At 70.7% G+C, this 24,478-nt stretch carries 22 protein-coding genes and 1 pseudogene; 7 read left to right on the top strand and 16 right to left on the bottom strand.

Annotated elements, in window-relative coordinates; genetic code table 11:
* Positions 1–552: 552 nt before the first annotated feature.
* Complete coding sequence (locus tag ACIG3E_RS24085) at positions 553–936, bottom strand: TerD family protein (protein WP_399620632.1); 384 nt, start codon at positions 934–936, stop codon at positions 553–555.
* Positions 937–1,587: 651 nt separating this feature from the next.
* On the opposite strand from ACIG3E_RS24085, the gene ACIG3E_RS24090 reads away from it, so the two are divergent.
* Positions 1,588–1,842 (top strand): hypothetical protein, encoded by a 255-nt coding sequence (locus ACIG3E_RS24090; RefSeq protein ID WP_399619970.1) that lies wholly within the window; start codon positions 1,588–1,590, stop codon positions 1,840–1,842.
* A gap of 79 nt (positions 1,843–1,921) precedes the next feature.
* On the opposite strand, the gene ACIG3E_RS24095 is transcribed toward ACIG3E_RS24090, so the two are convergent.
* From ACIG3E_RS24095 to ACIG3E_RS24105, 3 genes are all read right to left on the bottom strand, one after another.
* A complete protein-coding gene (locus tag ACIG3E_RS24095) occupies positions 1,922–2,656 on the bottom strand; it encodes a S1 family peptidase (protein ID WP_399620635.1) in 735 nt (244 codons plus the stop codon).
* Between the two features lie 266 nt (positions 2,657–2,922).
* Positions 2,923–3,414, bottom strand: a complete 492-nt coding sequence (locus tag ACIG3E_RS24100; protein ID WP_399619973.1) for a peptidylprolyl isomerase — start codon at positions 3,412–3,414, stop codon at positions 2,923–2,925.
* A gap of 151 nt (positions 3,415–3,565) precedes the next feature.
* Positions 3,566–5,605: a hypothetical protein gene (locus tag ACIG3E_RS24105; protein ID WP_399619975.1), complete on the bottom strand. Its 2,040-nt coding sequence runs from the start codon at positions 5,603–5,605 to the stop codon at positions 3,566–3,568.
* A gap of 748 nt (positions 5,606–6,353) precedes the next feature.
* Here ACIG3E_RS24105 and ACIG3E_RS24110 point away from each other — a divergent pair.
* Positions 6,354–7,604, top strand: coding sequence for a neprosin family prolyl endopeptidase (locus ACIG3E_RS24110; RefSeq protein WP_399619978.1), 1,251 nt, complete (start codon positions 6,354–6,356; stop codon positions 7,602–7,604).
* Positions 7,605–8,269: 665 nt separating this feature from the next.
* A pseudogene (locus tag ACIG3E_RS24115) lies at positions 8,270–9,048 on the top strand (IS5 family transposase).
* Positions 9,049–9,072: 24 nt separating this feature from the next.
* Here the strand turns inward: ACIG3E_RS24115 and ACIG3E_RS24120 are convergent.
* The 3 genes from ACIG3E_RS24120 to ACIG3E_RS24130 all read right to left on the bottom strand — a co-directional run bounded on the left by ACIG3E_RS24120 (position 9,073) and on the right by ACIG3E_RS24130 (position 10,370).
* Positions 9,073–9,390 (bottom strand): putative quinol monooxygenase, encoded by a 318-nt coding sequence (locus ACIG3E_RS24120; protein WP_399619981.1) that lies wholly within the window; start codon positions 9,388–9,390, stop codon positions 9,073–9,075.
* 395 nt (positions 9,391–9,785) lie between these two features.
* On the bottom strand, positions 9,786–9,968 hold the full coding sequence (locus ACIG3E_RS24125; protein ID WP_399619984.1) for a hypothetical protein: 183 nt from the start codon (positions 9,966–9,968) through the stop codon (positions 9,786–9,788).
* 21 nt (positions 9,969–9,989) lie between these two features.
* On the bottom strand, positions 9,990–10,370 hold the full coding sequence (locus tag ACIG3E_RS24130) for a winged helix-turn-helix transcriptional regulator (RefSeq protein ID WP_399619987.1): 381 nt from the start codon (positions 10,368–10,370) through the stop codon (positions 9,990–9,992).
* A gap of 85 nt (positions 10,371–10,455) precedes the next feature.
* Between ACIG3E_RS24130 and ACIG3E_RS24135 the strand changes: the two genes are divergently transcribed.
* The 3 genes from ACIG3E_RS24135 to ACIG3E_RS24145 all read left to right on the top strand — a co-directional run bounded on the left by ACIG3E_RS24135 (position 10,456) and on the right by ACIG3E_RS24145 (position 13,395).
* The gene (locus ACIG3E_RS24135) at positions 10,456–11,385 is read left to right on the top strand and encodes an NADP-dependent oxidoreductase (RefSeq protein WP_399619989.1); all 930 of its coding nucleotides are present in this window, start codon (positions 10,456–10,458) and stop codon (positions 11,383–11,385) included.
* 292 nt (positions 11,386–11,677) lie between these two features.
* Positions 11,678–12,289 (top strand): hypothetical protein, encoded by a 612-nt coding sequence (locus ACIG3E_RS24140; protein ID WP_399619992.1) that lies wholly within the window; start codon positions 11,678–11,680, stop codon positions 12,287–12,289.
* Positions 12,289–13,395, top strand: a complete 1,107-nt coding sequence (locus tag ACIG3E_RS24145; protein WP_399619994.1) for an MAB_1171c family putative transporter — start codon at positions 12,289–12,291, stop codon at positions 13,393–13,395. The genes ACIG3E_RS24140 and ACIG3E_RS24145 overlap by 1 nt, the downstream gene beginning before the upstream one ends.
* A 25-nt stretch (positions 13,396–13,420) precedes the next feature.
* On the opposite strand, the gene ACIG3E_RS24150 is transcribed toward ACIG3E_RS24145, so the two are convergent.
* Positions 13,421–14,281, bottom strand: a complete 861-nt coding sequence (locus tag ACIG3E_RS24150; protein ID WP_399619996.1) for a helix-turn-helix domain-containing protein — start codon at positions 14,279–14,281, stop codon at positions 13,421–13,423.
* 509 nt (positions 14,282–14,790) lie between these two features.
* On the opposite strand from ACIG3E_RS24150, the gene ACIG3E_RS24155 reads away from it, so the two are divergent.
* A complete protein-coding gene (locus ACIG3E_RS24155) occupies positions 14,791–15,849 on the top strand; it encodes a hypothetical protein (RefSeq protein ID WP_399619999.1) in 1,059 nt (352 codons plus the stop codon).
* Between the two features lie 36 nt (positions 15,850–15,885).
* On the opposite strand, the gene ACIG3E_RS24160 is transcribed toward ACIG3E_RS24155, so the two are convergent.
* From ACIG3E_RS24160 to ACIG3E_RS24195, 8 genes are read right to left on the bottom strand one after another with little or no spacing between them, the layout of a single operon-like run.
* The gene (locus tag ACIG3E_RS24160; RefSeq protein ID WP_399620000.1) at positions 15,886–17,211 is read right to left on the bottom strand and encodes a protoporphyrinogen/coproporphyrinogen oxidase; all 1,326 of its coding nucleotides are present in this window, start codon (positions 17,209–17,211) and stop codon (positions 15,886–15,888) included.
* Between the two features lie 24 nt (positions 17,212–17,235).
* A complete protein-coding gene (locus tag ACIG3E_RS24165) occupies positions 17,236–18,288 on the bottom strand; it encodes an alpha/beta fold hydrolase (protein WP_399620002.1) in 1,053 nt (350 codons plus the stop codon).
* 49 nt (positions 18,289–18,337) lie between these two features.
* Entirely contained in the window at positions 18,338–19,843 is a 1,506-nt protein-coding gene (locus ACIG3E_RS24170) for a coproporphyrinogen-III oxidase family protein (protein WP_399620005.1), read from the bottom strand.
* Positions 19,831–21,012 (bottom strand): beta-ketoacyl-ACP synthase 3, encoded by a 1,182-nt coding sequence (locus ACIG3E_RS24175; RefSeq protein ID WP_399620008.1) that lies wholly within the window; start codon positions 21,010–21,012, stop codon positions 19,831–19,833. The genes ACIG3E_RS24170 and ACIG3E_RS24175 overlap by 13 nt, the downstream gene beginning before the upstream one ends.
* A complete protein-coding gene (locus ACIG3E_RS24180) occupies positions 21,009–22,022 on the bottom strand; it encodes a ScbA/BarX family gamma-butyrolactone biosynthesis protein (protein ID WP_399620010.1) in 1,014 nt (337 codons plus the stop codon). Before ACIG3E_RS24180 ends, ACIG3E_RS24175 begins: the two co-directional genes overlap by 4 nt.
* Positions 22,019–22,891, bottom strand: coding sequence for an SDR family oxidoreductase (locus tag ACIG3E_RS24185; protein ID WP_399620014.1), 873 nt, complete (start codon positions 22,889–22,891; stop codon positions 22,019–22,021). Before ACIG3E_RS24185 ends, ACIG3E_RS24180 begins: the two co-directional genes overlap by 4 nt.
* Positions 22,888–24,111 carry a beta-ketoacyl-[acyl-carrier-protein] synthase family protein gene (locus ACIG3E_RS24190; RefSeq protein ID WP_399620017.1) on the bottom strand — a complete coding sequence of 408 codons (1,224 nt, stop codon included), beginning with the start codon at positions 24,109–24,111 and terminating at the stop codon, positions 22,888–22,890. The genes ACIG3E_RS24185 and ACIG3E_RS24190 overlap by 4 nt, the downstream gene beginning before the upstream one ends.
* Positions 24,111–24,365 carry an acyl carrier protein gene (locus tag ACIG3E_RS24195; RefSeq protein WP_399620020.1) on the bottom strand — a complete coding sequence of 85 codons (255 nt, stop codon included), beginning with the start codon at positions 24,363–24,365 and terminating at the stop codon, positions 24,111–24,113. The genes ACIG3E_RS24190 and ACIG3E_RS24195 overlap by 1 nt, the downstream gene beginning before the upstream one ends.
* Between the last annotated feature and the right edge of the window lie 113 nt (positions 24,366–24,478).

The following is a 24,478-nucleotide window of genomic DNA, read 5'->3' on the forward strand; positions in this document are numbered from 1 at the left end:
TGCTCGAGCCTCAAGGCGGCCACCCGGTAGCGGCACGCCAGCAACGCGTAGCGCCGGGCACTCCCCAACCCGCGGTCACGCCTCCCGTAGACCTCGCCTACCGCGATGTCGTGGGTGTGACGGTCGATCACTAACGCGTCCGAGCCCTCCGGGTCGAGAATGCAGGGGAAGAACGGGCCCGTCGTTCGCTCCCAGGGCGGCACGTCCCCGGGATCCACTCCCGCCATGATCTTCGTAGCTTTAGCCAAGGCATCCGGGAGGCGACCGGACGGCACACCGGACTCATACGCCCGGCGGGCCAGCCGAAGAGTCTCCGACCATGTTGTATTCGCGGATGGCGCGGCGATCACACCGGTCGCAAAAGGCGACGTTGGTGAAGGTCGCGGACGCAGAGGCGTTGAGATTCGGTCGGCGAGTGCTTGGCCAGCCTGTCGCGCTGGGGTCAGCAACCCCGGAGCCTGCCGCTCCAGCTTCGTCAGGTCGACCATGACGGCCTCTGGCGTCGTGGAACCGGTCTGTGCAGGCAGCAGGGCGGCGGGCTCGGGGTCGGCATCAACGCCGTAGTCGGTTGCCAATCCCGCAAAGCCAGAGGCATACCGCTGTCCCCCAGCCCGGACCTTGCAGTCCCGAAGTGAAGTCCGGCGCGGTGAATGAGAACGCCGGGGGCCCGCTCAGGCAGATCGTAAGCTGAGGCGCCCGAGTGAAGACTGCGCCGGGCTGCAGCGGATCAGCACTTGCGACCACCACGACACGGTGCACGTCGGCAGGCAGACGAGAAAGTTCCACGGTCACCGCCGCGCCCGCAACCGATACACCGTCCTGGACCGGATGGTTGTAGAAGACCAGGTCATGATCGCCACGAACCTTGCCGTCATGACCGAGCAGCGGCGCGGAGACATCCGCAGACAGCCCCTGGACGGCCCGCCGACAGCACAGTCAACTCCGTCGACAGCGCCGCGTTTCCCCTTGCGTAGCGGCATCGTCCGCATCCTGCCCCCCGTAGATCACTGAGGAAGCCACGGTAGATACCTGTTGCCGACAATGCCGCCCCTTTGCCGTATTCACCACGGAAGCGTGGACGCTGTCGAGCTAGGGCCGCGCCGCATGATCTCGTGTGCAGCGCCTCGGCATGCTGGGTGTACTGCGTACGTCAGCGCCTTACGGCCGAGCCTCCACCGTTCCGGTGAACCCGCACCATAGAGACCCCAGTAGCCGCGACCGGACCGCACCGATCCGCGAGGCCACCGCTGACTGGTGCCGCTGGGAGGACGCGGTCCTGTCCGGAGAGACCAACGGCACCTCCAACCCGCACGGCGACCGTCCCCCGGTCGCGCGACTCGCCCTGGTCCGCGTCTGCGCGCACCACTTCTCCCACGGCGCGTTTCTGGAGGAAGGCGCACTACTGCGCGACGCCCCTCGCCTGGCCGGTATCCCCGCGGTCCTCATCCACGGCAGGCGCCCGTGGCCGCGGCCGTGCTGGTTCCCGGTACGGTGGCCGGGACGAGTCGAGACCAGGAGTGGGTGGGAAGTGACGGCAGGCACGGTCCGGCCGCGTGGGCCGGAGGTCGGCGGCTCGGGTGCGCCGCGGTGAACGCCGCGGCAGCCACCGCGATGCTGCACTTGATCGCGGCCGAGCCCACGCTGCTCGCTGCGGCGCCCGGTGACGTGTCCCGGTCCGCGCTGGCCCGCCGGGCTCGCGACGGTGGCCATCCGTGCCTGGGATGCGGCCGCCCGGCCACCGCCGCGATCATCGTCAACTCGTCCACGGCGGGACCGCGGTGGCTCGACCTGTGTTCTGACTGCTGGCACGTCGTCCGGGAGGCCAACGAGACCCTGCCGTGACCTGCCTGGTCGGGGTCACGGCAGCGCGCGGGATGCCCGGGTCATGAACGTCCGGGGACAGGGTGCTAGCGCGTGGACGCTATCGCCGGATGACCGAGCGGATCCAGGAGAGCTGCTGGGACACCTCTCCGGCCTCGGCGCTCTTCTCCCGGTCGGAGCCGTTGAAGACGCCGATGAGGGTTTCCTTGCCGCGCGGGCCGATGGTCATCACCGGGCCTCCGGAGTCGCCTCCGGCGGGAATCCCGGACACCTTCTTCATGCAGAAGTCGGGGCCGCCCGGTGCGGTGTGGCCCGCGCACAGGGGGTCGTTGGGCCGTACGACCTTCAGGTCGGACTGCTTGAGGACGCGGGACTGGCAGGCGCTCTCGTCCGTGGTGCAGGTGGCGCCCCAGCCGTACTGCCGCACGATCTGGCCGCGGCGGACGCCGACCTTGGACAGGCGTGCCGTGGGGACGTTCATCGGCGCGACCTTGATGAGCATCATGTCGGCGTGCGCGCTGCCCACGCGCTTGCGGGGAATGGGGCGGACCGTCTTGCCCTTGCGCATGTCGAGGTTGCCCACCCGGAAGGAGATCCGCTTGTCGGCGACCGGCTGCGCCTGCTCGTAGAAGCAGTGCGAGGCGGTGAGTATCCACTGGCGGCTGACCGCCGTCCCGGTGCACGCGGGCTTGCCGTCGACGAGCATGCGTACCGCCCACGGGCCGTAGGTGCTCTTCTTCCCGCCGATGACGGCGAAGGCGGGGGGCGATGACATCACCGAGCCCGCGACCAGCGCCAGGGCGGTCACCAGCAGTACACGAATGCGACGCACCAGAACAACTCCTCTTCCTCTTAGGGGTACAGCCGTACGGATAGAGAGAGACCCCGCCGAGCAAAAGCGTTCCGCGCAAGCCCTACAACTTCAGGGCAGCAGTATGGCAGGCTCCGGTTGTCACGGCCGACGACCAGTGGGGCGTCCACCCTCGCCCAGGACGATCAGCGAGAGGGGCCGCCTACCCGCTCGGAGGGGCACACGATCAGCCAGAGGCCGTCGCACACCCCTCCGCACGTCTGCCGTCGGGCTCCTGCCCGAGCAGAGCCTCAGGCGAGGGTGCCGCTCTCCTTGATGACGATGTCGGAGCTCGGGGTGCCGCTCTGGGAGCCGAGGGCCTCGATCTGCTTGACGAGGTCCTCACCCTCGACGACCTCGCCGAAGACGACGTGCTTGCCGTCGAGCCAGGGGGTGACGACGGTCGTCACGAAGAACTGGGAACCGTTGGTGTTCGGGCCACGGTTGGCCATGGACAGCAGGAACGGCCGGTCGTGCTTCAGCGAGAAGTTCTCGTCGGCGAAGGTCGCACCGAAGATACTCTTGCCGCCGGTACCGTTGCCGTGCGTGAAGTCGCCTCCCTGGAGCATGAACTGCGGGATGACACGGTGGAAGGCCGAACCGGCGTAGCCGTAGCCGTGCTGACCGGTGGCGAGCTCACGGAAGTTGCGCGCGGTCTCGGGCACGACGTCGTCGAACAGCCGGAAGACGATCCGCCCGGCGTCCTTACCGTCAATGGTGATGTCGAAGTAAACGTTCTGCATGGTCCCCATCTTGACATCAACCGCTTCGCCGCCCGGACCGCCCCCTGGAGTGAGGCCGCCGGTCTCTCCCGTACTGCTGGAAATGCGTGTCGGGCTGTCGTGGGACCGGCCGCCGCCGGGGGGGGGCGGGCAGCGGCGGCCGGGGGGCGTGTCAGCTGCTGTAGCAGTAGCGGTTGCTCAGCGGAACGTTGTCGAAGCGCACTGTTCTCCACGCGGTGATGGGAGTCGCGCCCCACAGGACGTTGACTCGCACCACGAGGCACCCTCCCCGGTTGTACGCGGCGCGGGTGTTGTTGAAGGCGCTGTTGTAGTAGTAGGCGATGGCGATGGCGCATGCCCCCTTGGCCACGGGGTGCGGCAGGTTGCCGCAGATGACGGTGCTAGCCGTGGCGACCTTCCAGCCGTGGTTGTCGAACTGCGATTTCATCCAGCGCGTGGTGGCCTTGCTGAAGTACCAGGAGCAGGTGACGATGCCGCAGTTCCTCTTCACCCAGGGGTCGGCGACCACGGGGAAGCGGGGCGAGACCGTGGCACCGGAGGTGTCGGTGACCGGTGTGAGGTCGATGTTGAGCTTGAGGGTGTCGCCCTCGATGGCGTAACTGGTCGGCCAGGTACGCCCGTTCGCGTCCTTGGCCCACGGCTTCTGGATCCGGGTCACCTCTTCGAGGAGCACGGCGGGTTCCGTGGTGCTGGCGTGCTCCTTGACGATGAGGGCGCTGCCGTCCAGCTCGTCGATGGCCAGCTGCGTGCCGGTGGGCAGGTCCAGCGGGAAGGAGTAACTGGTCGGAGCGGAGGCGTCGTCGAGGTGGGTGAAGGTCCGGAAGCCGCCGTCGGTGGTGGGCTGCACGCCGATCGAGTGGTTGGCGCTGGTGCCGTCGTAGACGATGGTTCCCCCGGACGTGCGGGTGGCGGACCCGGAGGCGGGCAGCTTGAGCGTGGTGGTTCCCGCGTCGGTGGTCACCTTGATGCCCTGCTGCGGGTCCCGGGGCACCTTCACCGTCGTCGTGCCCGAGTCGTCGGTCTTGGAGGTGATGGCGATGTTCTCGCTGTCGCTCTCCACGGTGCCGCTGACGTCCGCGGTGCCGGTGATGTTCTCGATGGCCTCACCAACGGTGGCCGGGGTGGGGAACCTGCGGTCGACGAGCTCGGCGTAGGACAGCACGTCGACCCAGACGGTCACCGGGCTCGATCCGGTGTTGTGGAGGTTGACCTTCCCGTCATCGCCGAGCTTGGCGAGAGTGAAGCCGGTGGCCTCGGTGTCGGGGACGTAGCTGACGGTGGGGCCCGGCGCGGCGGTCGTCCGGGTGGGGTGCACCTGGACGGCGCCCGATCCGGTGCCGAAGGCGGTGACGGCGATGCCGACGGCCGTGGTGTTGAGAACGGGGACACCCGCCACGCCGCGCGGGTCCACGTTCTTGTCGCCGCCCGCCGGGATCACCAGCTTCTCGGCGACCCTGGCCGGGGGCACCGAGCGCAGGCCGGCGCGCTGAGCGGTGCCGGTGGAGCGGGTGAAGTAGCCGACCACGTCGACCGCGACGTCGGCGCTGCCCCAGCCGAGGTTGTGGATGTTGACCGCGCCGTTGGTGCCGATCTTGACGATGGCGAAGTTCTGCTGGGCCGCGTCCTTCGGGTAGTCGATGGTGGCGTCGGCGGGCCAGCCCTCACCCGCGGGATAGACCCGTATGGTGCCCGTCGAGGCGCTCTTGGCCGTGACGGTCAGCGCGACGGCGGTGACGTCGGTGGCGGGTACGCCGCCCTTGCCCAGCGGCTTGAGTTCAAGGTTGCCTCCGCCGTTCACGCTGGTGGGGGTCAGGACGCGCTGCGGCGGCAGGGCCACGTAGGAGGAGCCCTGGCTGTCGTCCTGCCGCAGGGTGTAGCCCTGGACGTCCAGGTAGACGCGTACGTTGGCGGTGCCTTGGTTGACGACCTTGACCTGGCCGTCGGAGCCGACCTTGGTCACCAAGGTCGTGGATGCGTAGTGCGCCTTGTCGTAGCTCACGCTGGCGGCGTCCGGCTCCAGCTCGCCCGACGGGTAGACGACCACCGTCCCGGAGTCGCTGTCGCCCTTGGCGGCCACGTTCACGGCGACCGAGTCGAGTCCCGCCGCCGGAAGTCCCGCGGTTCCGGACAGCTTCACCGTCAGCGTCGCGCCGGGCTCCACCGCGACGTTGTCCAGTACGCGGGCCCTCATGGGGACGTACTGGCCTCCCGCGGGGTCGGCCGCGGCCTCGGATCTTGGTGCCTCTTGTGTGCCCTGTGCTCCTGATGCTGCCTGTGTGCTCTGTGCCGGGGCATCGGCCCTCACAGACGTGGCCCCGGCTGTCGGTGCGTTGATCACCAGGCCGGTGGACAGCAGAAGGAAGGCCGTGAGAGCGGACAGAGCGGAACGGCGAATGCGCACGTGACTCCCCCTGTTCTCGGGTTGGTCGCGAAACGAGAAGTGCCTGCGGACGCGTCAGCACACACACTGTGGCGGTCCGGCAGCCGGGGTGAGGGTGGCAGGTGTGGCCCTGGATGAGAAGACCGAGTGAGGACTATGAGGGAAATGTGATGCTGGCGGCCGGAAAGCAGGAACCGCATCCGGCCAGTGATCGAGCAACCGGTGGCGCCACAGGGGGACGCGGGAGGGACGGGCCGGATGACAAGCCCGGTCGATACCGGGCCTTACGGGGACCCTGCAGCCTCCCCTCCCCCATAAGGGTGAAGAAAGCCCATCACCCTCCATTCAGACGACGATCGAAGGTGTAATCGAAGTGGCCCCTCGTCGTCGGCACTCCCCGGTACGCGGCAGCTGCGGGTCCGGCCAGTCTGGACGGTTGCGTGTCCGGACAGCCCGGACGTCCGCACACCCAGCCGTCCCGGACGCCGATCCGTCGGCCCGGCGTCCGGGACGGCCGCTGATCGTGCGCATGCGGATATCCGACCAAGGAGCATCCCCCATGACTGCCGAACTCTCCCCGCAACCCTTGGACGCCTTTCTCAGATCCGTCGCCTCAACCACGTACGAAGAGGCACGCCGACTGCCTGGCGCCGCCGTCGCGAGTGCCCGGGACTTCGACGAGATCCAGGCGTACGTCATGGACCTGTACGCGGGCGTCAACGCCGTCGAGAGCTACGTCGAAACCGACGGCCAGGTCGTCGACTGCATCCCCGAGGACGCCCATCCCGCCGCGCGCCGCTGGGGAGGCCTCGCCGTCGCCCCCGACCAGGGCCCTCCTCAACTGGCCGAATCCGACGAGCCGATGACGCCGGACCCGCGATCGCGGGACACCGTGAGTCCGCCACCGCCCGACGTCCTGACCGCCCGGACCGCCCCCGCGGGCACCACGCCGCTGTACCGCACCACCCTCTCGGCGCTGTGCCGGTTCCCGAATCTCGCGGCGTCCTCGGCAAAGGAACGGCCGCACGACCTCACGGCATCCGCGGGCACCGAAGCACCCGCAGCCGCGCTCGGCAAGCGATACGCGACCGGCGAGCAGACCCTCCCCTGCCTCGGCGGAGCAAGCCGCGTCAACGTGTGGAGCCCGTTCGCCGCTGCGTCGAACCAGTCGACCTTCAGCCAGCAGTGGTACTACGCAGGTCTGGAAGGCCCCTTCCTGCAGACCGTCGAGTGCGGCTGGCACGTCGACATCACGCGGTACGGCGACGCCGCGCCCCACTTCTTCATCTTCACCACCCGGCGGAACTACGAAGCGAGTCACTCCTTCTACAACCTAGAAGGCCAGGTGTTCCAGCCGGTCTCCAACCCGTACGTGCGCCCGGGCGTCCCGCTGGCGGTCTCCCAGAGCGGCGGCACACAAGTCGAGTACAAGATGGGCTTCTACTTCACCAACAACGCGTGGTGGCTGTACTTCGACGACCACGCGATCGGTTGCTACCCGGCGGCATGGTTCGACAACGGGCCGATGGCCACCAACGCCACCCGCGCCAAGTTCGGCGGCGAGGTCGGAACCCTGATCACCCAGTGGCCCCCGATGGGCTCCGGAGCGCACGCGTCGGCGGGCTTCAGGCAAGCGGCGTACCAGCGCGTCGCGACAGTGAACCCCGTGAGCGGAGGCGCCGCCCACGCGACCCTGTCCGAAGCGGGATCGGTGAGCGGCCCCTGCTACTCCCTCCAGATCACCAACAACTCGGGGTCCGACTGGGGCAGCTACCTGTTCTTCGGGGGGCCGGGCGGGGACCCCTGCTGAAGACCGACGCCGCACGGGGGCCAGGACGGACCACGCTGTCGGGGCGGCAGTGGAATTCGTGGCGTGAGGCGACCTCAGGAGCCTACGCCGACCAGCTTGCCGTTCGTGCCGGGTGGCAGGAGGGTCTCCGCGCCGGTCCGCAGGTCACGCAGCGACAGGCCCTGCGGCTGCCGGTCCGCGTTCCCGATGTTCACGAGTACCTGCGAGCCGTCCTTCCCCGCATCGGTGGCCGCCCAGCTCCTGGACGAGGAGGGCCAGTTCATGGCCGAGTTCGACAACTTCATCGAGTCGGCCTCAGCGCCTTGACCGGGGACTGGATCACCTGGCCCGGGGCGCACGCAGCTCGGCGGGGGTGTAGCTCAGCCCGGTGGCCTCATCGGTGAGGCCACCGGTCGTGGCGAGCGTCCAGAGCGGCAGGGTAGAGCCGCGAGCCGTCGGCGATCAGATGAGAACCCGCCCGTGAATCTCGGGTGATTGCTGTCAGGAGTCGCTGGCACGCTGCACCCTCGGGCGGCGCTGTGGTGTGGCAGGAGTTCTGGGGAGAGCTTTCACGTGCCGCGCGTGGGCGCAGGAGGCGCCTTGGCAGGTCGGCTCCGGGGGCAGATTCTGCGCGTGAAGCCGGTGCCGGAGTTGTCACAGCCAGGAACGGCGGTGCCCCGGACGAACTGTGGGCGAGGGTGGCTCCGCTGCCGCCTCGCCCTCCGAGGCGTTATCGCCATCCCGGGCGGCTGCCCGCCGGCGACCGGCCCGCGCTGCGCGGCATCGTGTACGTGCTGCACAAGGGCGTGAGCTGGCAGGACGTACCTGCGGAACGGACCGGGTGCAGCGGGATCACGGCCTGGCGGCGACTGCGGAACTGGACCGAGGCTGGCGTGTGACCGCGCCTGCACGAGGTGCTGCTCGCCGAACTGCGGGCGGTGGGGCTGCTGGAGAGGGACGAGGCGGCGATCGACGGCTCGCACGTCAGGGCACTCACAGGGGGGCGCACACCGGACCTTCGCCGGTCGACCGGGGCAGGACGGGCAGCAAGTACCACCTGATCGTTGACCGGCACGGCACTCCGCTCGCCGTCACGCTGACCGGCGGGAACCGACACGACGCCACGCAGGTGCTGCCGCCGCTGAACGCGATCCCACCGGTCCGGGGCCCGCGCGGCAGGCCCCGTCGACGGCCACGTCGGCTGTTCGCCGACCGCGGCTACGACTACGACGGGTACCGCCGCGTCCTCCGCCGCCGCGGCATCACCCCGAGGATCGCCCGCCGCGGCGTTGCCCACGGCTCCGGACTCGGCAAGACCCGCTGGGTGGTCGAGCGGACCTTCGCCTGGCTCCACCAGTTCAAGCGCCTGCGGATCCGCTACGAGATGCGCGCCGACCTCCACCTCGGCCTGCTTCAGCTCGCCTGCAGCGTCATCTGCCTCCGACGACTCCGAACGGCCTTGTGAAGCGATCGGCGAGTCGGGACGCGGCTAACCTGCCGCAGGCGGGATCTCACTCGGCTGGCCATACAGCCGCACGTCGCGGGCAGTTGCCAGCGACATCAGCCGGGCGAGGCCAATCTCGCGGAAGTGGTCAGAGTCGCGGTGAGCTGCGAAGGCGGCGCTGTCAACGTACTTCTCGATGCTCACGTACCGCTCGGGTGAGTCCTCGGAGCGGAACACGTCGTAGGAGAGACAGCCCGGTTCCTCGCGACAGGCAGCGGCGAACTCGTGCAGGACCTGGCCGAACTCAACAGCATTCTCCGGACTACATGACACATCGGCGATGACAAGCACGTGCGAATCCATGGCACACATCCTACGTCGAGCGTGGCCGAGGGGTTGTTGGGCGGTGGAGATCCTGCCTGCCCAAACTCCGGGAGGCGCGATCCACCTCCGGCGGTTTCGGCCGACATTCTGAAACCCTCAGTTAGTCGGGTCGGGTGTCCCGGCCGCGGTACGAGGAGATCGTCGCAGAAGTCCGGGAGCCGGTGTCGGCGGAGTCGGAGATCCAGTTCAAACTGGGTGACCTCGCCTTGGAGATGGAACCGTTGCGTGAGCGCGGGGGGGTTCACAGCCCGCTGCGGGCGAGGACCTGTTCGGCGTGCGGCAGACGCTGGAGATGTTCCGCGTACGACTACGGCACGAGCATGAACCGAGCCGCTTCGGCACGGCCGTGTCCCACGCCGCAGCCATCGTCCACATCACCCGAACAAGGGGTCACGGCGTTCGTGCCGTACGCGAGCCTCGACGCGATCCGGATCGGCGAAGGTGCCCAGGGAGAGACCGAGGAACTTGCCGATCGAGGTGGTCGAGCGGCCCGGATCAGGCAGCAGGTCGCGGGCAGCGCGGATGATCTCCTCGGTGGCGACCCCGACAGCAATCACCCGAGGGTCCCGGACGGGTTCTCAGCTGCTGGGGACGGCCGTCTCCGGATCGGCGTCGAGTGCGTCGAGCACCGCGTCGCCGTGCGCCCTCGCCCACTCGGTCAGCATGTGGATCGGCTCGATCAGCGTCTGGCCGAGCGGGGTGAGCTCGTACTCGACGCGGGGTGGCACCTCGGCGTAGGCGTGGCGGCGGACGAGCCCATGGGCCTGAAGTCGCCGCAGCGTCTGGGTGAGCATCTTGCGGGAGATGCCGCCGATCAGGTCGATCAACTCGCCGTGACGGACCGCGCCTTGGCTGAGGCCGTAGAGCACGACCACGGTCCATTTGTCGGCGATCAGCTCGACCGCCAGACGCGCCGGGCAGTCGGCGAGGAAGGGGCCACCGGGGGTGAATCCGCTCATGGCGCCAACGGTACCTGCGGGTTCCTGTCGGAAACCTAGCCTGGATTCCCACCCCCTTCCTTCCGTCTTCCTGGTCAGGAGAGTCATGCGAGTCATCACCCAGCACACGCTCGGCGGTCCCGAGGTACTCACCGTCGTGGACGCGCCCGAGCCCCGGCCCCTGCCGACCGAGGTCCTCGTCCGCGTCAAGGCGATCGGGCTGAACCCGCTGGAGGCGCGCCTTCGCGCCGGTGAGTTCCCGCTGATCGGCAAGCCCCCGTTCACCCTCGGCTGGGACATCAGCGGCGTGGTCGAAGAGGGGTCGCAGACATGGCGGTTCAGGCCCGGCGACGAGGTGTTCGGGATGCCGCTGTTCCCTCGGGCGGCGAACGCGTACGCCGAGGCCGCGGTGGCACCCGCGCTGCACCTGGCGCGCAAACCGGCCTCGCTCTCCCACATCGAGGCGGCGGCGCTGCCGGTCGTCGGACTGACGGCCTGGCAGGGACTGGTCGACCTCGCCGGGGTGGGAGGGGGCGACCGCGTCCTCGTCCACGGCGGCGGTGGCGGAGTCGGCCACGTCGCGATCCAGATCTCGAAGGCGTACGGCGCGCACGTGATCGCGACCGCCAGTGGAAGCAAGCGGGCGTTCGTCGAGGGGCTGGGCGCCGACGAGGTGATCGACCACACGAGGGTCGACTTCACCGAGAAGGTCCGCGACATCGACGTCGTCCTCGACACGATCGGCGGCGACACCGTCGAGCGCTCGCTCGACGTGCTCCGCCCGGGCGGTCATCTGGTGACGGCGGTCGCCGAGGAGGACACGGGACTCATCGCCAGGTACGAGGCGGCCGGTATGCGGTTCAGCGGCATCGCGGTCGAACCCGATCCGGTCGCCCTCCAAGGCCTCGTCGCACTCGTCGAACAGGGCAAGCTCCGGGTCCACGTACAGCAGACGTTCCCCTTCGAGCGTGTCGCGGACGCGCACCGGCTGCTCGACCGCGGTCACCTCCAGGGCAAAGTCGTCCTCACCGTCTGACTCCGCCGAGGACGCCCGAGGAGGTCCCCGTCCGTCGGGAGCCCCACCAGCACCTGAGCCCCGAGCTGATGGATGCCCAGTCCGGAAGGGTGAACGCGGCGTCGCACGCCTGCTGTCCGGCAAGGTTGTCCGGAACGCTGAGCCCCGTCCCGGGCGGTGGCCCCCGGCGGTGTGAGAGATTCCCCCGAGGCAGGGGGGCGATGTCCGCTCGCACGGGGGTCGGCAGGTGGGGGTCCTTCCGTGCGCAGCGGTCACCGCCCGGGATGAGAGGGGCGAGGTGGCGATGCAGGGCATGGATCTCCAGGGGGACGGGCGGCGCGCACGGGATGTGGTCCGTCGGGGCGGGCCGCTCGGGTTGTTCGCGCGGCGGCTGCTGGCCGCCCGGCGCGAGCGGGTACGGGACCGGGCCTTGGAGCGCAGGCTCCGGCAGCAGTTGCGTGACCTGGATGTCCAGCCGCCGCTCAGCGTCGAGGCGTTGTGCGACGCGCTGGCGAGACAGCTCGGGCGCCCCATCGTCCTGCGGGCCTATCCCCTGCCGGTCCCCGGTCCGCAGGGGCTCTGCGTGGAAACGCCCGACGGGTACGCCGTGTTGTACCAGGAGCACACCACCCCCCTGCATCAGCGCCACATCATCCTGCACGAGGTGATGGGTCACATCTGCGGCAGTCACCAGACCGACGGCTCCCAGTGGAGTGCGGTGGTGCCGGGCCTCAGTTCCGAGGCGGTGCACCGGGTGGTGGCCCGGTGCACGTACGACGACGACCCGGAATGCGAAGCCGAGCGCGCGGCGACGATCGTCACGATGTGGGCCACGGTTCTGGACGAGGTCGCTCCGACCTCCTCCGTCCATCCCGAACTGGGCCGGGTCCACTCCGCGATGCGCGACCGGCACGGCTGGCTCTGATGTTCTTCACGATCCTCTTCGTCGTCCTGGCGGCCGAGGCCGCCTGGAAGTTCCACCAACTCTCCCGTGCGCCGCAGAATCGCGGGGTGCGGTGGCTGACCCTGTGCGTGGTCTGCGCCGTGGCCACCTACGCACTGGCGATCAAACACGGCACGGAAGGCCTCGACGGCACCTTCGGCATCGGTACGGCGAAGCTCCTGATGGACGTCCTGTACATGGGCATGACGTACAGCCTGATGCTCTTCTATCTGTACTCCACCGGCGACACACCGGCGGTCCGGCGCCGGGCACGCCGGGAGGGAGTGGGGTTCCTCGCCGCCGTGACCGTGATCGTGGCCACGGCGGTCACCACACCTCACCACGCGGTGCTCCACAGCACCTTCGAGGACGCCGACATGACGAACCCCCGGGTCGCCCTCTTCTACCTGGGGCTCGGGCTGTACACCCTGTACGCCCTCGCCATGTCCTGTCGCAGGACCCACCGCTTCGCCCGGATGTCCAGCGGTGCCGAGGCCGTCGGCCTCTGGACGGCCAGCGCGGGGCTGCTGGGCCTCACGGCCTGCACCGCTATCCGGTCGGTGTTCCTCGTCGTCCGCTCGCAAGGCGGGGCCGTGCCCGCGTGGCTCAGCGTGTCGACGGGGATCCTGCTGCTGGTGTCCCTCCCCGTCTTCGTCCTCGGCGTCACCTGGCCAGGGATGCGGAGCCGCTGCGCCGCATGGCGGCTGCGGCGGGAGCACCGCCGGATCCACCGGGAACTGGAGCCGCTGTGGCGTCTGCTCTCCTCGGCCTACCCCGACACCGTCCTGCCCCGAGCGGGCCGCGGGGGCCGTGCCGCCTTCCGGTACGCGCGCCGCGTCATCGAATGCCGGGACGGCCTGGTCCGCATCAGCCCGCACCTGAGCTCTGCCGAGCCGGTCCTGGAGTCCCTGGCTCCGAAGGTGCTCGCGGAGCGTCTGCACCTCGCGGCGCTGGCGGTCCGCCGCGGTCAGGTGCCGTCGCGGCCCGGCACCCCGCTGGCCCTCTCGCGGGACGGCGACACCGCCGAGGTGGCGCAACTCGTCGCCCTGTCCCGGGCCTTGCACGCGCTGTCGGCGCCGACCTCGTAGCGGGAAGCACGGATGCCGGGGCGGCCTACTGATGAGCCGGGTCGTCCTGGGTCCTGCCCCACTTCTGGAGGTTGCTGGCGAGGTCGTTCACGACGGCCAGCAGTTCCACCGGCAGGCCTTCGGGGCCCAGGCCGCGGGCCTTGATGTTGCTGATGTCGCCGTTGCGCACCTGATGGAGCGTGCGCAGACCCTCCACGATCGTCGCCACGATGGCGTCCTCGTCCGGCTGGAAGAAGAAGGCACTGACCCCCAACACCGCGGCCAGACCGTCCCGGACGACGGGTGGGGCGTCCGTCACCGTGCCCTCGCGCAAGTCCCTGACACCCCGCGCGGACACCACCTCGGCTCCGGCGGCCGCGTTGATGCCACGGGCGATGTCCTCGTCCGAGGGCGGCTGTTGGTCGCCCGGATACGTGTGCTCCAGCAAGTACTCGATCTTCTCCGCGAGCGTGACGGGCAGCGGAGTGTCCTCCCCTCCGAAGCTGCGCCGCTCCGCTGCCAGCAGCGCGTCCTCGGTGACGTCGTAGAGGGCGGCCAAGGTCTTGCGCAGGGCCGGTGTCAGCCGCCGGGAACCGCGCTCGGCCCTGCCGATGTCGTGGTCCGTGGTGCCCGCCTTGCGCTCGACCTCGTACTGGGCGAGACCGGCGTCGCACCGCAGATCGGCCAGATCGGGGGCGCCGTGCCGGGGGAAGAGCAGGTTGATGTCCGTGTGGAGGGCGTGGGCCAGAGCGGGCAGGCGTTCCGGGTCGGGACCGCGGCCGTTCTCCCACGTGGCGACCGCTGTACGGGAGACCTCGACCTCCCGGGCGAAGTCGGCCTGGCTCCGGTATCCGGCTTCCAGCCGTGCCGATCGCAGGCGCTTGCCATCAAAGTGGCGTGCGGGCATGGCGGACTCCATCAGCGGGAGGGCACAGCGTCGGTGGCGTAACCATTTGAGCACCGTGCGAAGTTGTCATAGTGTCAATTCCGCACGGCGGCGTGGAATGGAGAGCCACATCTCCCGTCCGTACTGCCATGCCCACCCTTGCTCTTCCGGGACCGCGAACGGAGCCGCCCAGCCAAAGGCCCAGGAACTTCACAGCTGGAGACGGCCCACACACCAACGGAGTTGCTGGAGTTGCTATGAGTGTTGCACCCCACATGCCCGCATGCCTAGTTGCACCAGCCGAATCGGACCACAGCCCCTTGTGACACCGGCACGCCCCTGCCGCTGTGCCGACCGACCGACCGCTCGCCCCGCACCAATCCCCACGCGCCTTCCGCTACCGCGTCCACGACCCCGCCCCGCGCCGGTGGCTCCACGGCTCACCCCACCCGTGGCCGACCGGACGTAAGGACACACGGGCGGCCAGCCGGATCCCTAGCGCTCTTGCTTCTCGAAACGGAGGAATTGGCATGCCCGAGCTCACGATCGGTCTCACCGCGGCACACCGAGGGGAGAGTGGCCAGAGCCTTCCCATCCATCCACAGCACCTGGCCTCTCTGAGCGCCGAGATCCGCAGCCGACTGTTCTTCGAAACGGGGTACGGCACCCCCTTCGGCCTGACCGACGACGATCTCGCGCGGGTGTCCGGCGGCGTCTGCACGCGTCGGCTGATCTTCTCCGAGTGCGATGTGGTGCTGCTGGTCAAGCCGGTGCTCGAAGACTTCATGGACCTGACGGAGGGGCAGATCCTGTGGGGCTTCCCGCACGTCGAGCAGGCCGGGGAGCCTCCCCGGGCGACCGTCGACCGTCGGCACGCCGTCATCGCGCGGGAACCCTCCATGGACGGCTCGGGCCACGTCCCCTGCGCCCCTCCCATAGGTGAGCAACTGGAGGAGATGGCGGCCTATGGCTCCGTGACCCATGCTCTGGCGCGCGCCGGAAGGACGGGCCGCTGGGGACCCCCGGCGCACGCCGTGGTCCTCGGCGACGGTCCGGCCGGTGACGGCGCCGTGGCGGCACTCCAGGCACAGGACATCACCGATCTCACGCTCGTCACGAAGCGCTTCCCGGCTGCCCTTGGCGCGCGACTCGACGGCGTACGGACGGTCCAACTGGTCGTGGACGACGCAGGAGAGTGCCACGCGGTCTCCCCCTCGGGCCACCTCGCGCTGCACGACCTGCTGGCGCAGCACGAGATCATCGTGAACTGCCTCGGCCAGGACGCGGACGTGCCGCCGACGCTCTCGCCTCGGGACCAGGCGGCCACGCTGAGACCGGGCACGCTCGTCGTCGACGCCTCGCAGGGGCAGGGCGCGGAGTTCGGCCGGGCGAGACCCGGCACGTCCGCACAGCCCTCGCGGCACGTGGCCGACGGCGTCCAGTACTACGCGGCCGACGACCACCCCTCCTCCTGGTGGCACTCGGCGACCTGGATGCTCAGCAGAGCGATTCTTCCCCACCTCGGCACGGTCGCGTCGGGCCAGGCCCGCTGGCTCGGTCGTGGCGGAGACACCGGCACCGGCCTCTGACCCGGGCCTTCTCCCTAGCCGCCGCCCAGGTGCGGGTCAGCCAGGGCGGCCGAGCTGGCGCAGCAGCCGGTCCGTGCGTTCCTCCGCCGCTCGGACGCAGGCCTCGATGGAGGCGCCGCGTGCGTAGTCACCGGTCAGGGTGAGGCCCGGGAGGGCGGCCGTGAGGGTGTCGATGGCGGACAGGGTGCGGGTGTGGGCGGGGGCATAGGCGCACAGACCGTGCCGCCACCGGGCCGTGGCCATGTCCAGGCGCTTGGGTGCGTCGAGGTCTAGGTGGGCGCCGAGGTGCCGTTCGGCGAGGGCGGCGAGTTCCTCGTCGTCACCGGGCAGGGTGCGGGCCGCTCGGCCGCTGAAGGTGTAGCGAACGAGGTGCCGGTCCGTGACGCCGTAGGCACCGGCGTTGCTGAGAGGGCTGTCCGCAGGGAAGGTCAGCGCCCTGATCCGTGTGTCGAAGACCGGCCGGTCGTACTCGGCCACGACGACGGAGACCGGGAAGTAGCGGACGCGGGACAGGTGTTGGGCCAGCTCGTCGTGGTGGTGCCGTAGGAGTGCGGCGGCGTGGGGAGCGGGCACGGCGAGGACGACGGCGTCGGCCTCCTCCTCCGATGCGGTGCCGTCGGGCGCGAGGGCGCGGACACCGGTGACGCGCCCCGCGGTGACGCGCAGGGCGGTGACACGGGTCGCGGCGCGCGTCTCCACCTGGGCGGCAAAGGCGTGCAGGAGTGGGTCGAAGCCGTCGGTGAGCTGGTCGAAGCCGTCCAGGAGCATGCCGAGGTTGGTGCCCAGGGTGGAGAGGTACGACTCCTCCGGCTCCGCCCCGTTCATGCGGATCACCGCGGGGCGCAGCAGCCGCTCCCGCAGGCGCGTGCCGAAGAAGGCCGAGAGCGTGGGGTCGCCGGTGCGTGCGGCGTAGCGCTCGATGTCGGGGCCGCACAGGAAGGCGTTGGCGCGGTCGCGGCGGACGTAGTAGGCGAGGCGCAGGATCCGGCTCAGATCGCGCGGGGGCACGCCGCGCAGCATCCCGTACAGGGCGGCGGCCTTGTTGGTGCTGTCGGTGGTGCGCAGGCGGCCGTCCTCGATGCGCGAGGAGTTGATGCCGAAGTGCTCGTAGGCGTTCTCGCCCGCCCCGAGTTCGGCGGCGAAGGCGCGGAAGCGGCTGTACTTGCGGCCGATGTTCTTGCCGCCGAGGGTGATCGCCCGCGTGCCGAGGTGGGCGGTGGCGGAGCGGCCGCCGAGGGTGGGGCGGTCGTCGATGAGGAGGGGGCGGGCGCCCGCGCGGTGCAGGTTCCAGGCGGCGGCCAGGCCCGACCAGCCGCCGCCTACGACGATGACGCGGGCGCCGCCGGAGCGCTCAGTGCTCATCGGTGGTGCTCCTCCCGCTACTCATCACTCATCCTCGGTGCTCCTTCGGCGCTCGTCCGTGGGGTTCGTGCCTCGCTCGTCCGTGGGGTTCGTGCCGCGCTCGTCCGTGGAGTCCGTGCCGCGCTCGTCCGTGGGGTCCGTGCCGAGTTCGTCCGTGGTGCTCGTCCCGCCTGCCTTGACGGACTCGCCGACCCACCGGGCGAGGCGGGCGCACAGGCCCGCGTGGTAGCGGACCCAGCGGAAGTGGTCGATCGGCTTCCCGTCGGCGGCCTCACGGGTGTACTCCCACTCCTCCAGGGCGCAGCGCGGGACCTTGGCCAGCAGGTGCTGTCGGGAGCCCGCCGGGGCCAGCCGGTCACCGGCGACGCCGACGGCGAGGACCGGGTGCGTGAGGTCACGCAGGGCCCGCTCGTAGTCGACGGTGCTGCCCCGGGGCCGGTAGTCGCCGGTACGTCCCTGGCGGGCCCAGTCGCGCATGACGCCGGTGGCCTCCGTGCCGCCGAAGCCGAAGCGCTTGCCGGGCCAGTAGCCGATCACGGTGGCCAGCGCGGCGAAGAGCTGACCGGCGACGAGGTTGCGCAGGGCGCGTGGCCCCTCGAAGCCGCGGTACCAGACGGAGCCGCTGGCGACCAGGGCGATCGCGTCGACGTCGGCCGGGTGGTGCGCGGCGTACAGCAGGGCGAGCTGGCCGCCCAGGCTGTGCCCGACCAGGATCACGGGCCGGTCGGGCAGTTCGCGCCGGACGGTCTCCAGGAGGGCGGGCAGGTCCTCCTCCAGGAGCTCGCGGTAGCCGAAGCGCACGCCGCGGGCCACCCGGGGGACGGATTCGCCGTGGCCGCGCTGGTCGGCGGTGACCACGGTGAGTCCCTCCTTGTGCAGCGCGCGCACGAACGGCAGGTAGAAGCGGGCGGAGGCGCCCATGGCCGGGAGGACCACCGCGACGGGCGCGGTCGGGTCCTGGTGGCGCAGCACCCGCGCCACCAGGGACACACCGGGGGCGGGCTCGATCCGGGCCAGCAGGGGCAGCGGGGCGCGCTGTTCCGTCGGCCCCGCCGGGTCCGGGGGCTCGCCGTTCATGTGGCACTCCTTTCGACGGGGGCACCGTCGGGGACGGCGCGGCGAAGTGCTACTTCATCAGCCTCGGGTACTCCGCGTCGTGTTCCTTGATGTACACGGTCTCGGCGGTCACCTCGAAGCGGTTCTCGCTGTCGAAGTCCTGGCGGGCTTCGGTGAGGTGGTTCATCAGCACTTCGCCCTTGGTGTTGAGGGTGTGGCGAAGGTAGTCGGTCTGGAGGTTGCCGTGCCAGATGACACCCAGTTTGTTGACGGTGAACCGGTCGCCCTCGTCCTCGATGACGCCGGCGGCGAGGTGCCCGTCGAGCACGGCCCTGACCCGCTCGAAGGTCTCCTCGTCGACCCGGGCCCCGTAGTCGGCCAGGAGCTCTTTGTCGAGGGACTTGTAGCGCGGGAACATCACCATGATCCGGTCCAGCACGCCCTCGGGGCCGATGGACTGGAGGGTCTCGGTGGAGGCGCCCTGTTCGTCGACGTTGCGCTGCCAGTCGTCGACCTTCTCGGGGTTGATCGACACCATGTCGCGGAGGTTGCCGCGGGCCGCGCAGCCGATGCCGATGATGTCCTGGCGGGCGCAGTGGGCGGTCTGGTACTGGGACCGCTCGGGGCGCTTGGACCAGGTCTCGGCGATGGTGTTGTGGTACCCGGCGTCGGTCAGGGTGTCGTAGAGGTGCTCACGCATGGCGAGCAGCTGCCAGGGGCTGCCGGGCTGTTCGACCCTGCCGTCCATGATCAGCTTGTGCAGCGGCCGGTAGGGCAGGTAGATCGTGGTGAAGAGGTCGATCTCGGTGGGGTCGTAGCAGCTGAGCAGCTCGGACAGCTCGGCCTGGAACCCTTCGAGGGTCTGCCCCGGCAGGTCGTACATCATGTCCACGCAGGTGTCGGCGGTGTAGCCGATGTCCCGCATCCGGTCGAAGATCGCGTCGACGTCCTCGCGGGTGTCGAGGCGGCCGATCTTGCGGTGGATCTTCTCGTTGAGCGTCTCGATGCCGAAGGTGACGCGGTCCCAGCCGTGGTCGCGCAGGACTTCGAGGAGTCCGGGGCGGCGCAGCGTGCGGGGCTCTCCGGTGAAGCTCTTCTCGATCGTGTCGAAGTTCGGGACGACCTTGCGCAGATGGTCGCTCAGGCGCTCCACGGCGGACACGGGCAGCGTCGAGGGGCTGCCGCCGCCGATGTAGATGCCGGTGAACTCCCGTGCCTGGACGTACGGCTGGCGCGTGTACCAGTCGATTTCCTTGATGAGGTAGTCGGTGTACCGCTCCAGGCGCTCGGAGTCCTGCTTGGGGTAGTGGAACCGGTTGAAGTTGCAGTAGTGGCAGAACGACTTGCAGTACGGAACATGGATGTACATCATGATCCGGTCGTTCAGGTTGCCGCCCGGGTCCTGCAGGCTGTGGATGTTCTCGACGACCTTCTCGCGCGGAACCTGGTGCCAGTCCATCGTGGCGAAGTTCGGCATGATGTAGTGCGAGACCGTCATGACGCCGTCGAACGGTACGGGGCGGGTGGGGTTGTCCCCCAGGTAGTAGCGCTGTTTTTGCTTACTCACCTCTGACACGGGGTGTCTCCCTGGTCACTCGTATGGGCTGTGGGCGTGTGCGTGTGCGTGCGGTGGTGCTCGTAGCTGTCTGTCTCGGGGTGGTGCGTGCGGTCGTACGCGAGGCCTGACGCGGATCTGTCTGATGCGGGGCGGTGTGTGCGGTCGTACGTGGCGCTCGCTGAGCCGGGGCGGTCATGCCGCGGGCGGCCCGTCTTCCAGCGCATGAGTCCGGCGCCCCAGACGAAGCCCGCGCCGAAGGCCGCCATGGCGATCCGGGCCCCCGCGGGCAGTCGGCCGCGCTCGCGGGCCTGCCACAGGGCGTGCGGGATGGAGGCGGAGGAGGTGTTGCCCACGGAGTCGACGGCGATCTCCACGCGTGCCTCCGGCAGCCCCAGTTCGGCGGCGACCGCCAGCAGGATCCGCGCGTTGGCCTGGTGGCCGATGAACAAGTCGACGTCGTCCAGGCCGATCCCGCCGGTGCCCAGGAGCTTGCGGGTCTGCTCCGTCATGTTGTCCACGGCGAACTCGAAGACCTCACGGCCCTCCATGCGCAGGAGGCGCTCATCCCGGTCCGCGTACAGCAGCTCGGTGTGCCTGCCGTCGGAGCCGAGCAGGAAGACGGGGCGTTCGGCGGTGGGGTGGGCGGTGACCACGACGGCGCCTGCCGCGTCGCCGAACAGCACGGCGGTCGAGCGGTCGTGGTGGTCGGTGATGCGGGACAGGGCCTCCGCCGCGCAGACCAGGACGCAGCCCGCGCGGCCGGTCTCGATGAGTGCGCAGGCGTGGTCGAGGGCGTAGACGAAGCCCGAGCAGGCCGCGTTGAGGTCGAGGGCGGGCGGTCCGTCGGCGCCCAGGCGGGCAGCGAGTTCCGGGGCGATGCCGGGGGTGATCCGGTCCGGGGTGATGGTGCAGACGAGGACGTGGTCGACCTCGTGGGGGTGGCGGCCCGCGTCGGCGAGCGCCTCGCGCGCGGCCCGCTCCGCGAGGTCGGCGAGGCTCTCGCCGGGGCCGAGCCGGTGCCGGGTGCGGATGCCGGTGCGCCGGGCGATCCAGGCGTCGGTGGCGTCCAGGGGCAGGAAGTGGTCGTTGCCGATGACGCGGGCGGGCAGGGCGGCGCCGACACCGCTCAGGACGGGGTGCGTGGCCCCCGGCTTCGCGGCCGGGGGAGGGTTCGCCGCTGTGTTCATGGCCCCGCTCCTGGGTCGGTGACGGGGTCCGCACCGCGCCCGCCCGGCGGGCTCTCCCCCGCGGGTGCGGCGTCGGGGCTCGTGGTGAACTCGACCTCCACCGTCCCGATGGCGCGGTCGCGCTGCTCGACCGACACCCGTATGCCCGAGGGGCCTTCGGGTCGCGCCCGGCACCACAGGGGCGCGTCGTGTTCGGCGAACTCCCGGAAGGCGGCGCGGCAGGCGGTCGCCACGAGGGCGGTGACGGGCACGCCGCTCGCCCGCGCCCTGGCGACCAGTGCGCACTGGCGGGCCGCCTCGACCAGGAGCATGCCCGGGAGGTGGTCCAGCGGGTGGTCGAAGAAGACGGGGTCCGCCGGGTCGGGGACGACGCGTGCGAGCGTCTCGTGGCCCCGGACCCCCGGTTGGCCGATCAGGACGTTGCGGGGGTCGGTCCGGCCCACGAGGGCCGGTGTGCCGCGGGGCGGGAGCGGGTCGGCGGGCTCCGGGGCCGGGTCGGCGCGCAGGTCGGTGTAGGTGTCGGCGGGTACGAAGCGCAGGGCGCCGGAGAAGCGTGCCGCCTGCTCCCCTTCTACGTGGCACTGCGCCACTCCCTCCAGCGCGCGCAGGGTTCCGCTGCGGCTGCGCCTGCTGCGGTCGATGTGGAGTTCCACTGCGAGGTCGGTGGGGGCGGGGCCGATGCGCAGGGCGGGCAGCCGGGTGATCTCCACGGCCAGTCCGCCCAGGACGAACCGGGCGTCCAGCGGCACGCCCAGGAGTTCGTGCGTCATGGCCTCGACGGTCTGCCGGGCCGCCTCGGCCACCAGCAGCAGGTCGTAGTACGGGGTACTGGTGTCGTTGAAGTACCGGTGGCAGCGCGGTAGTTGGGCGATGCCGAGGAGCCTGTCGCCGTGGCGGGCCACGGCGGTGGTGAGGACGTGTTCGACGGCGCGTTTGTGCACCAGTTGCCGGTGTACGCCGCGGTCCGTGGTCAGCGGCGTGGCGGCGTCCCGGGGTGCGGTGGTGGTCACGGTGCCTCCCGTTGCGGTGCCGGGGTGCTGGGCGTCCCGGACTCCGTGGCCGCTTGCGGGGCGGGCGCCCTGTCGGCCGGGGCCGCTCCCATGCCGACGCTGCGCATGCCGCCGTCCGCGTGGAGCACCTCGCCGGTGACGCCCCGGGCCAGGTCGGACAGGAGGAACAGGGCCGGTCCTGTGACCACGTCGGCGGCTGCCGTGGTGCTGTCCCAGCCCAGCGGTGCCTCCTCGCGCCAGCGGCGGTCCAGGGCGTCGAAGGTGCTGACGCCGCGCCCGGAGACGGTCTCGACGGGCCCGGTGGCGACCAGGTTGACGCGGATTCCGGTGGGGCCGAGGTAGAGGGCGAGGTAGCGGCAGACGGACTCCAGGGCCGCCTTGGCGACGCCCATCCAGTCGTAGCCGGGCCAGGCCCGGGTGCCGTCGAAGTCGATGCCCACGACGCTGCCCGGCGTCGCGCCGCGCTCCAGGAGCGGGGCGAGTGCCGTGGTCAGGGCGTGCAGGGACAGGGCGCTGGTGCGCAGGGCGCCTTCGGCGTCGGTGGCCAAGGTGGTGAGGAAGCCGCCGCCGATGGCCGCGGGCGGGGCGCCCGCGACGGCGTGGACCACGCCGTCGAGCTCGGCCCACCGCTCCGCGACGGCCTCGGCCAGGGCGGGGAAGTCCTGCGGGCGCTGGACGTCGAGGGGCAGGACCTCGGCGGGCTTGGGCAGTTGGGACGCGGCCAGTTCGGTGATGCGCAGGCTGCGTCCGTACCCGGTCAGCAGGACGTCGGCGCCGGCCGACTGGAGGGCGCGGGCGATGTGCCAGGCGATGGAGTCGCTGGTGAGCACGCCGGTGACCAGGTAGCGCCGGCCGGACAGGTCGATCATGGGCCGGTCTCCCGTGCGGGGGTGCGCAGCACGAGTACCGCGTTGTGGCCGCCGAACCCGAACGCGGTGGACAGCGCGGTCAGGCGCCCGTCGGGGCCGGGGCTCAGGGGGCAAGGCCGGGTGAGGTGGGTCAGCGGCCCCAGGTGTGGATCGGGGACGCGCAGGCCCGCGGTGGGTGGTGCCTCGCGGTGGTGCAGGGCCATGACGGTGGCAACGGCCTCCACCGCTCCGGCCGCCCCCAGGAGGTGTCCGATGGCCGACTTGGTGGAGGACAGCGGGATGGTCTCCAGGGCCGGGCCGAGGCTGCGGCGCAGGGCGGTGACCTCGGCGCTGTCGTTGAGGGCGGTACCGGTGCCGTGGGCGTTGACGTAGTGGACGTCCTGCGGGGCGACGCCCGCGTCGGTGAGGGCCAGGGTGACGGCGCGGGCCGCCGATGTGCCCTCGGGGTGCGGCGCGGTCAGGTGGTGGGCGTCGCTGGTGGCGCCGTAGCCGGCCAGTTCGGCGAGGACGGGCGCTCCCCTGCTCCGGGCCGCCCCGGCCTCTTCGAGGACGAGGATTCCGGCCCCCTCCCCCAGCAGGAATCCGTCGCGGTCCTGGTCGAAGGGCACCGACGTCCCGCTCGGTGAGAGGGCTCCGGCGTTGAGGAAGGCGGCCCGGACGATCTCCGAGGTCGCCGCCTCCGCGCCGCCGACCACGACCGCGTCGGCCTCGCCGGACCGGATCATGCGCAGTCCCGCGCCGATGGCCTGCGCACCGGCCGAGCAGGCCGAGATCACGCAGTGGCTCTCGCCGCGCAGTCCGAAGCGCAGGGCTATCTGGGCCGCGGCGGCGTTGGCCATCATCATGGGCACCATGAGGGGGGAGACCGCCTCCGGGCCCTCCTTCTCCAGGACGACGAGCTGTTCCTGGAAGGTCTCCAGGCCGCCCACCCCCGACCCCACGACGCACGCCGTCCGTTCGGGCGCGTGGGGCGGTACGTCACCCCATCCGGCCGCGGTGACGGCTTCGGCGGCGGCCACCAGGGCGAACTGCGAGAAGCGGTCGGTCCTGCGGGCTTCCCTGCGGGTCAGCACAGGGGTGGGAGTGAAGTCGGCGCAGCGGCCCTCGCCGCCGCTGAGTCCGGTCTCGCCCGCGACGGCCCGCTCGTGCAGCACGGCGGCACCGGTGCCGAGCGGGGTCACCGCCCCGACACCGGTGACGACGGCGCTTCGAGGGGTCATCACAGCCCCGCGGCCGCGAACATGACGTCGAGTGCCTCGCCCACCGTCTTGACGCCGTCCATGTCCTTGGGGCGCACCAGGACGCCGAACCGCTTCTTCACGGCCTGGCCGAGCTCCACCAGGTCCAGCGAGTCGATCTCGAGGTCCTCGAAGGTGACGTCCATGGTGATGGCGTCGGGCTCGGCACCGAAGTCCTCAAGGGCTTCGACGACGAACTCCGTCAGGGCCTCACGGGTGGGAGCGGTGGTGGTCATGGGGCGATCTCCAATCGTGGCAGGTGCGCCCGGGCAGGGCGGCAGCAGGGCGGGAAGCGGTGAGGTGGGGCGCCGGGTGCGCGGGCAGGGCGCGTCGGGGCGGCGCCTGGGGA

It is taken from the genome of Streptomyces sp. NPDC053474, from assembly GCF_044544845.1.
In the GTDB taxonomy this organism is placed as follows: Bacteria; Actinomycetota; Actinomycetes; order Streptomycetales; family Streptomycetaceae; genus Streptomyces.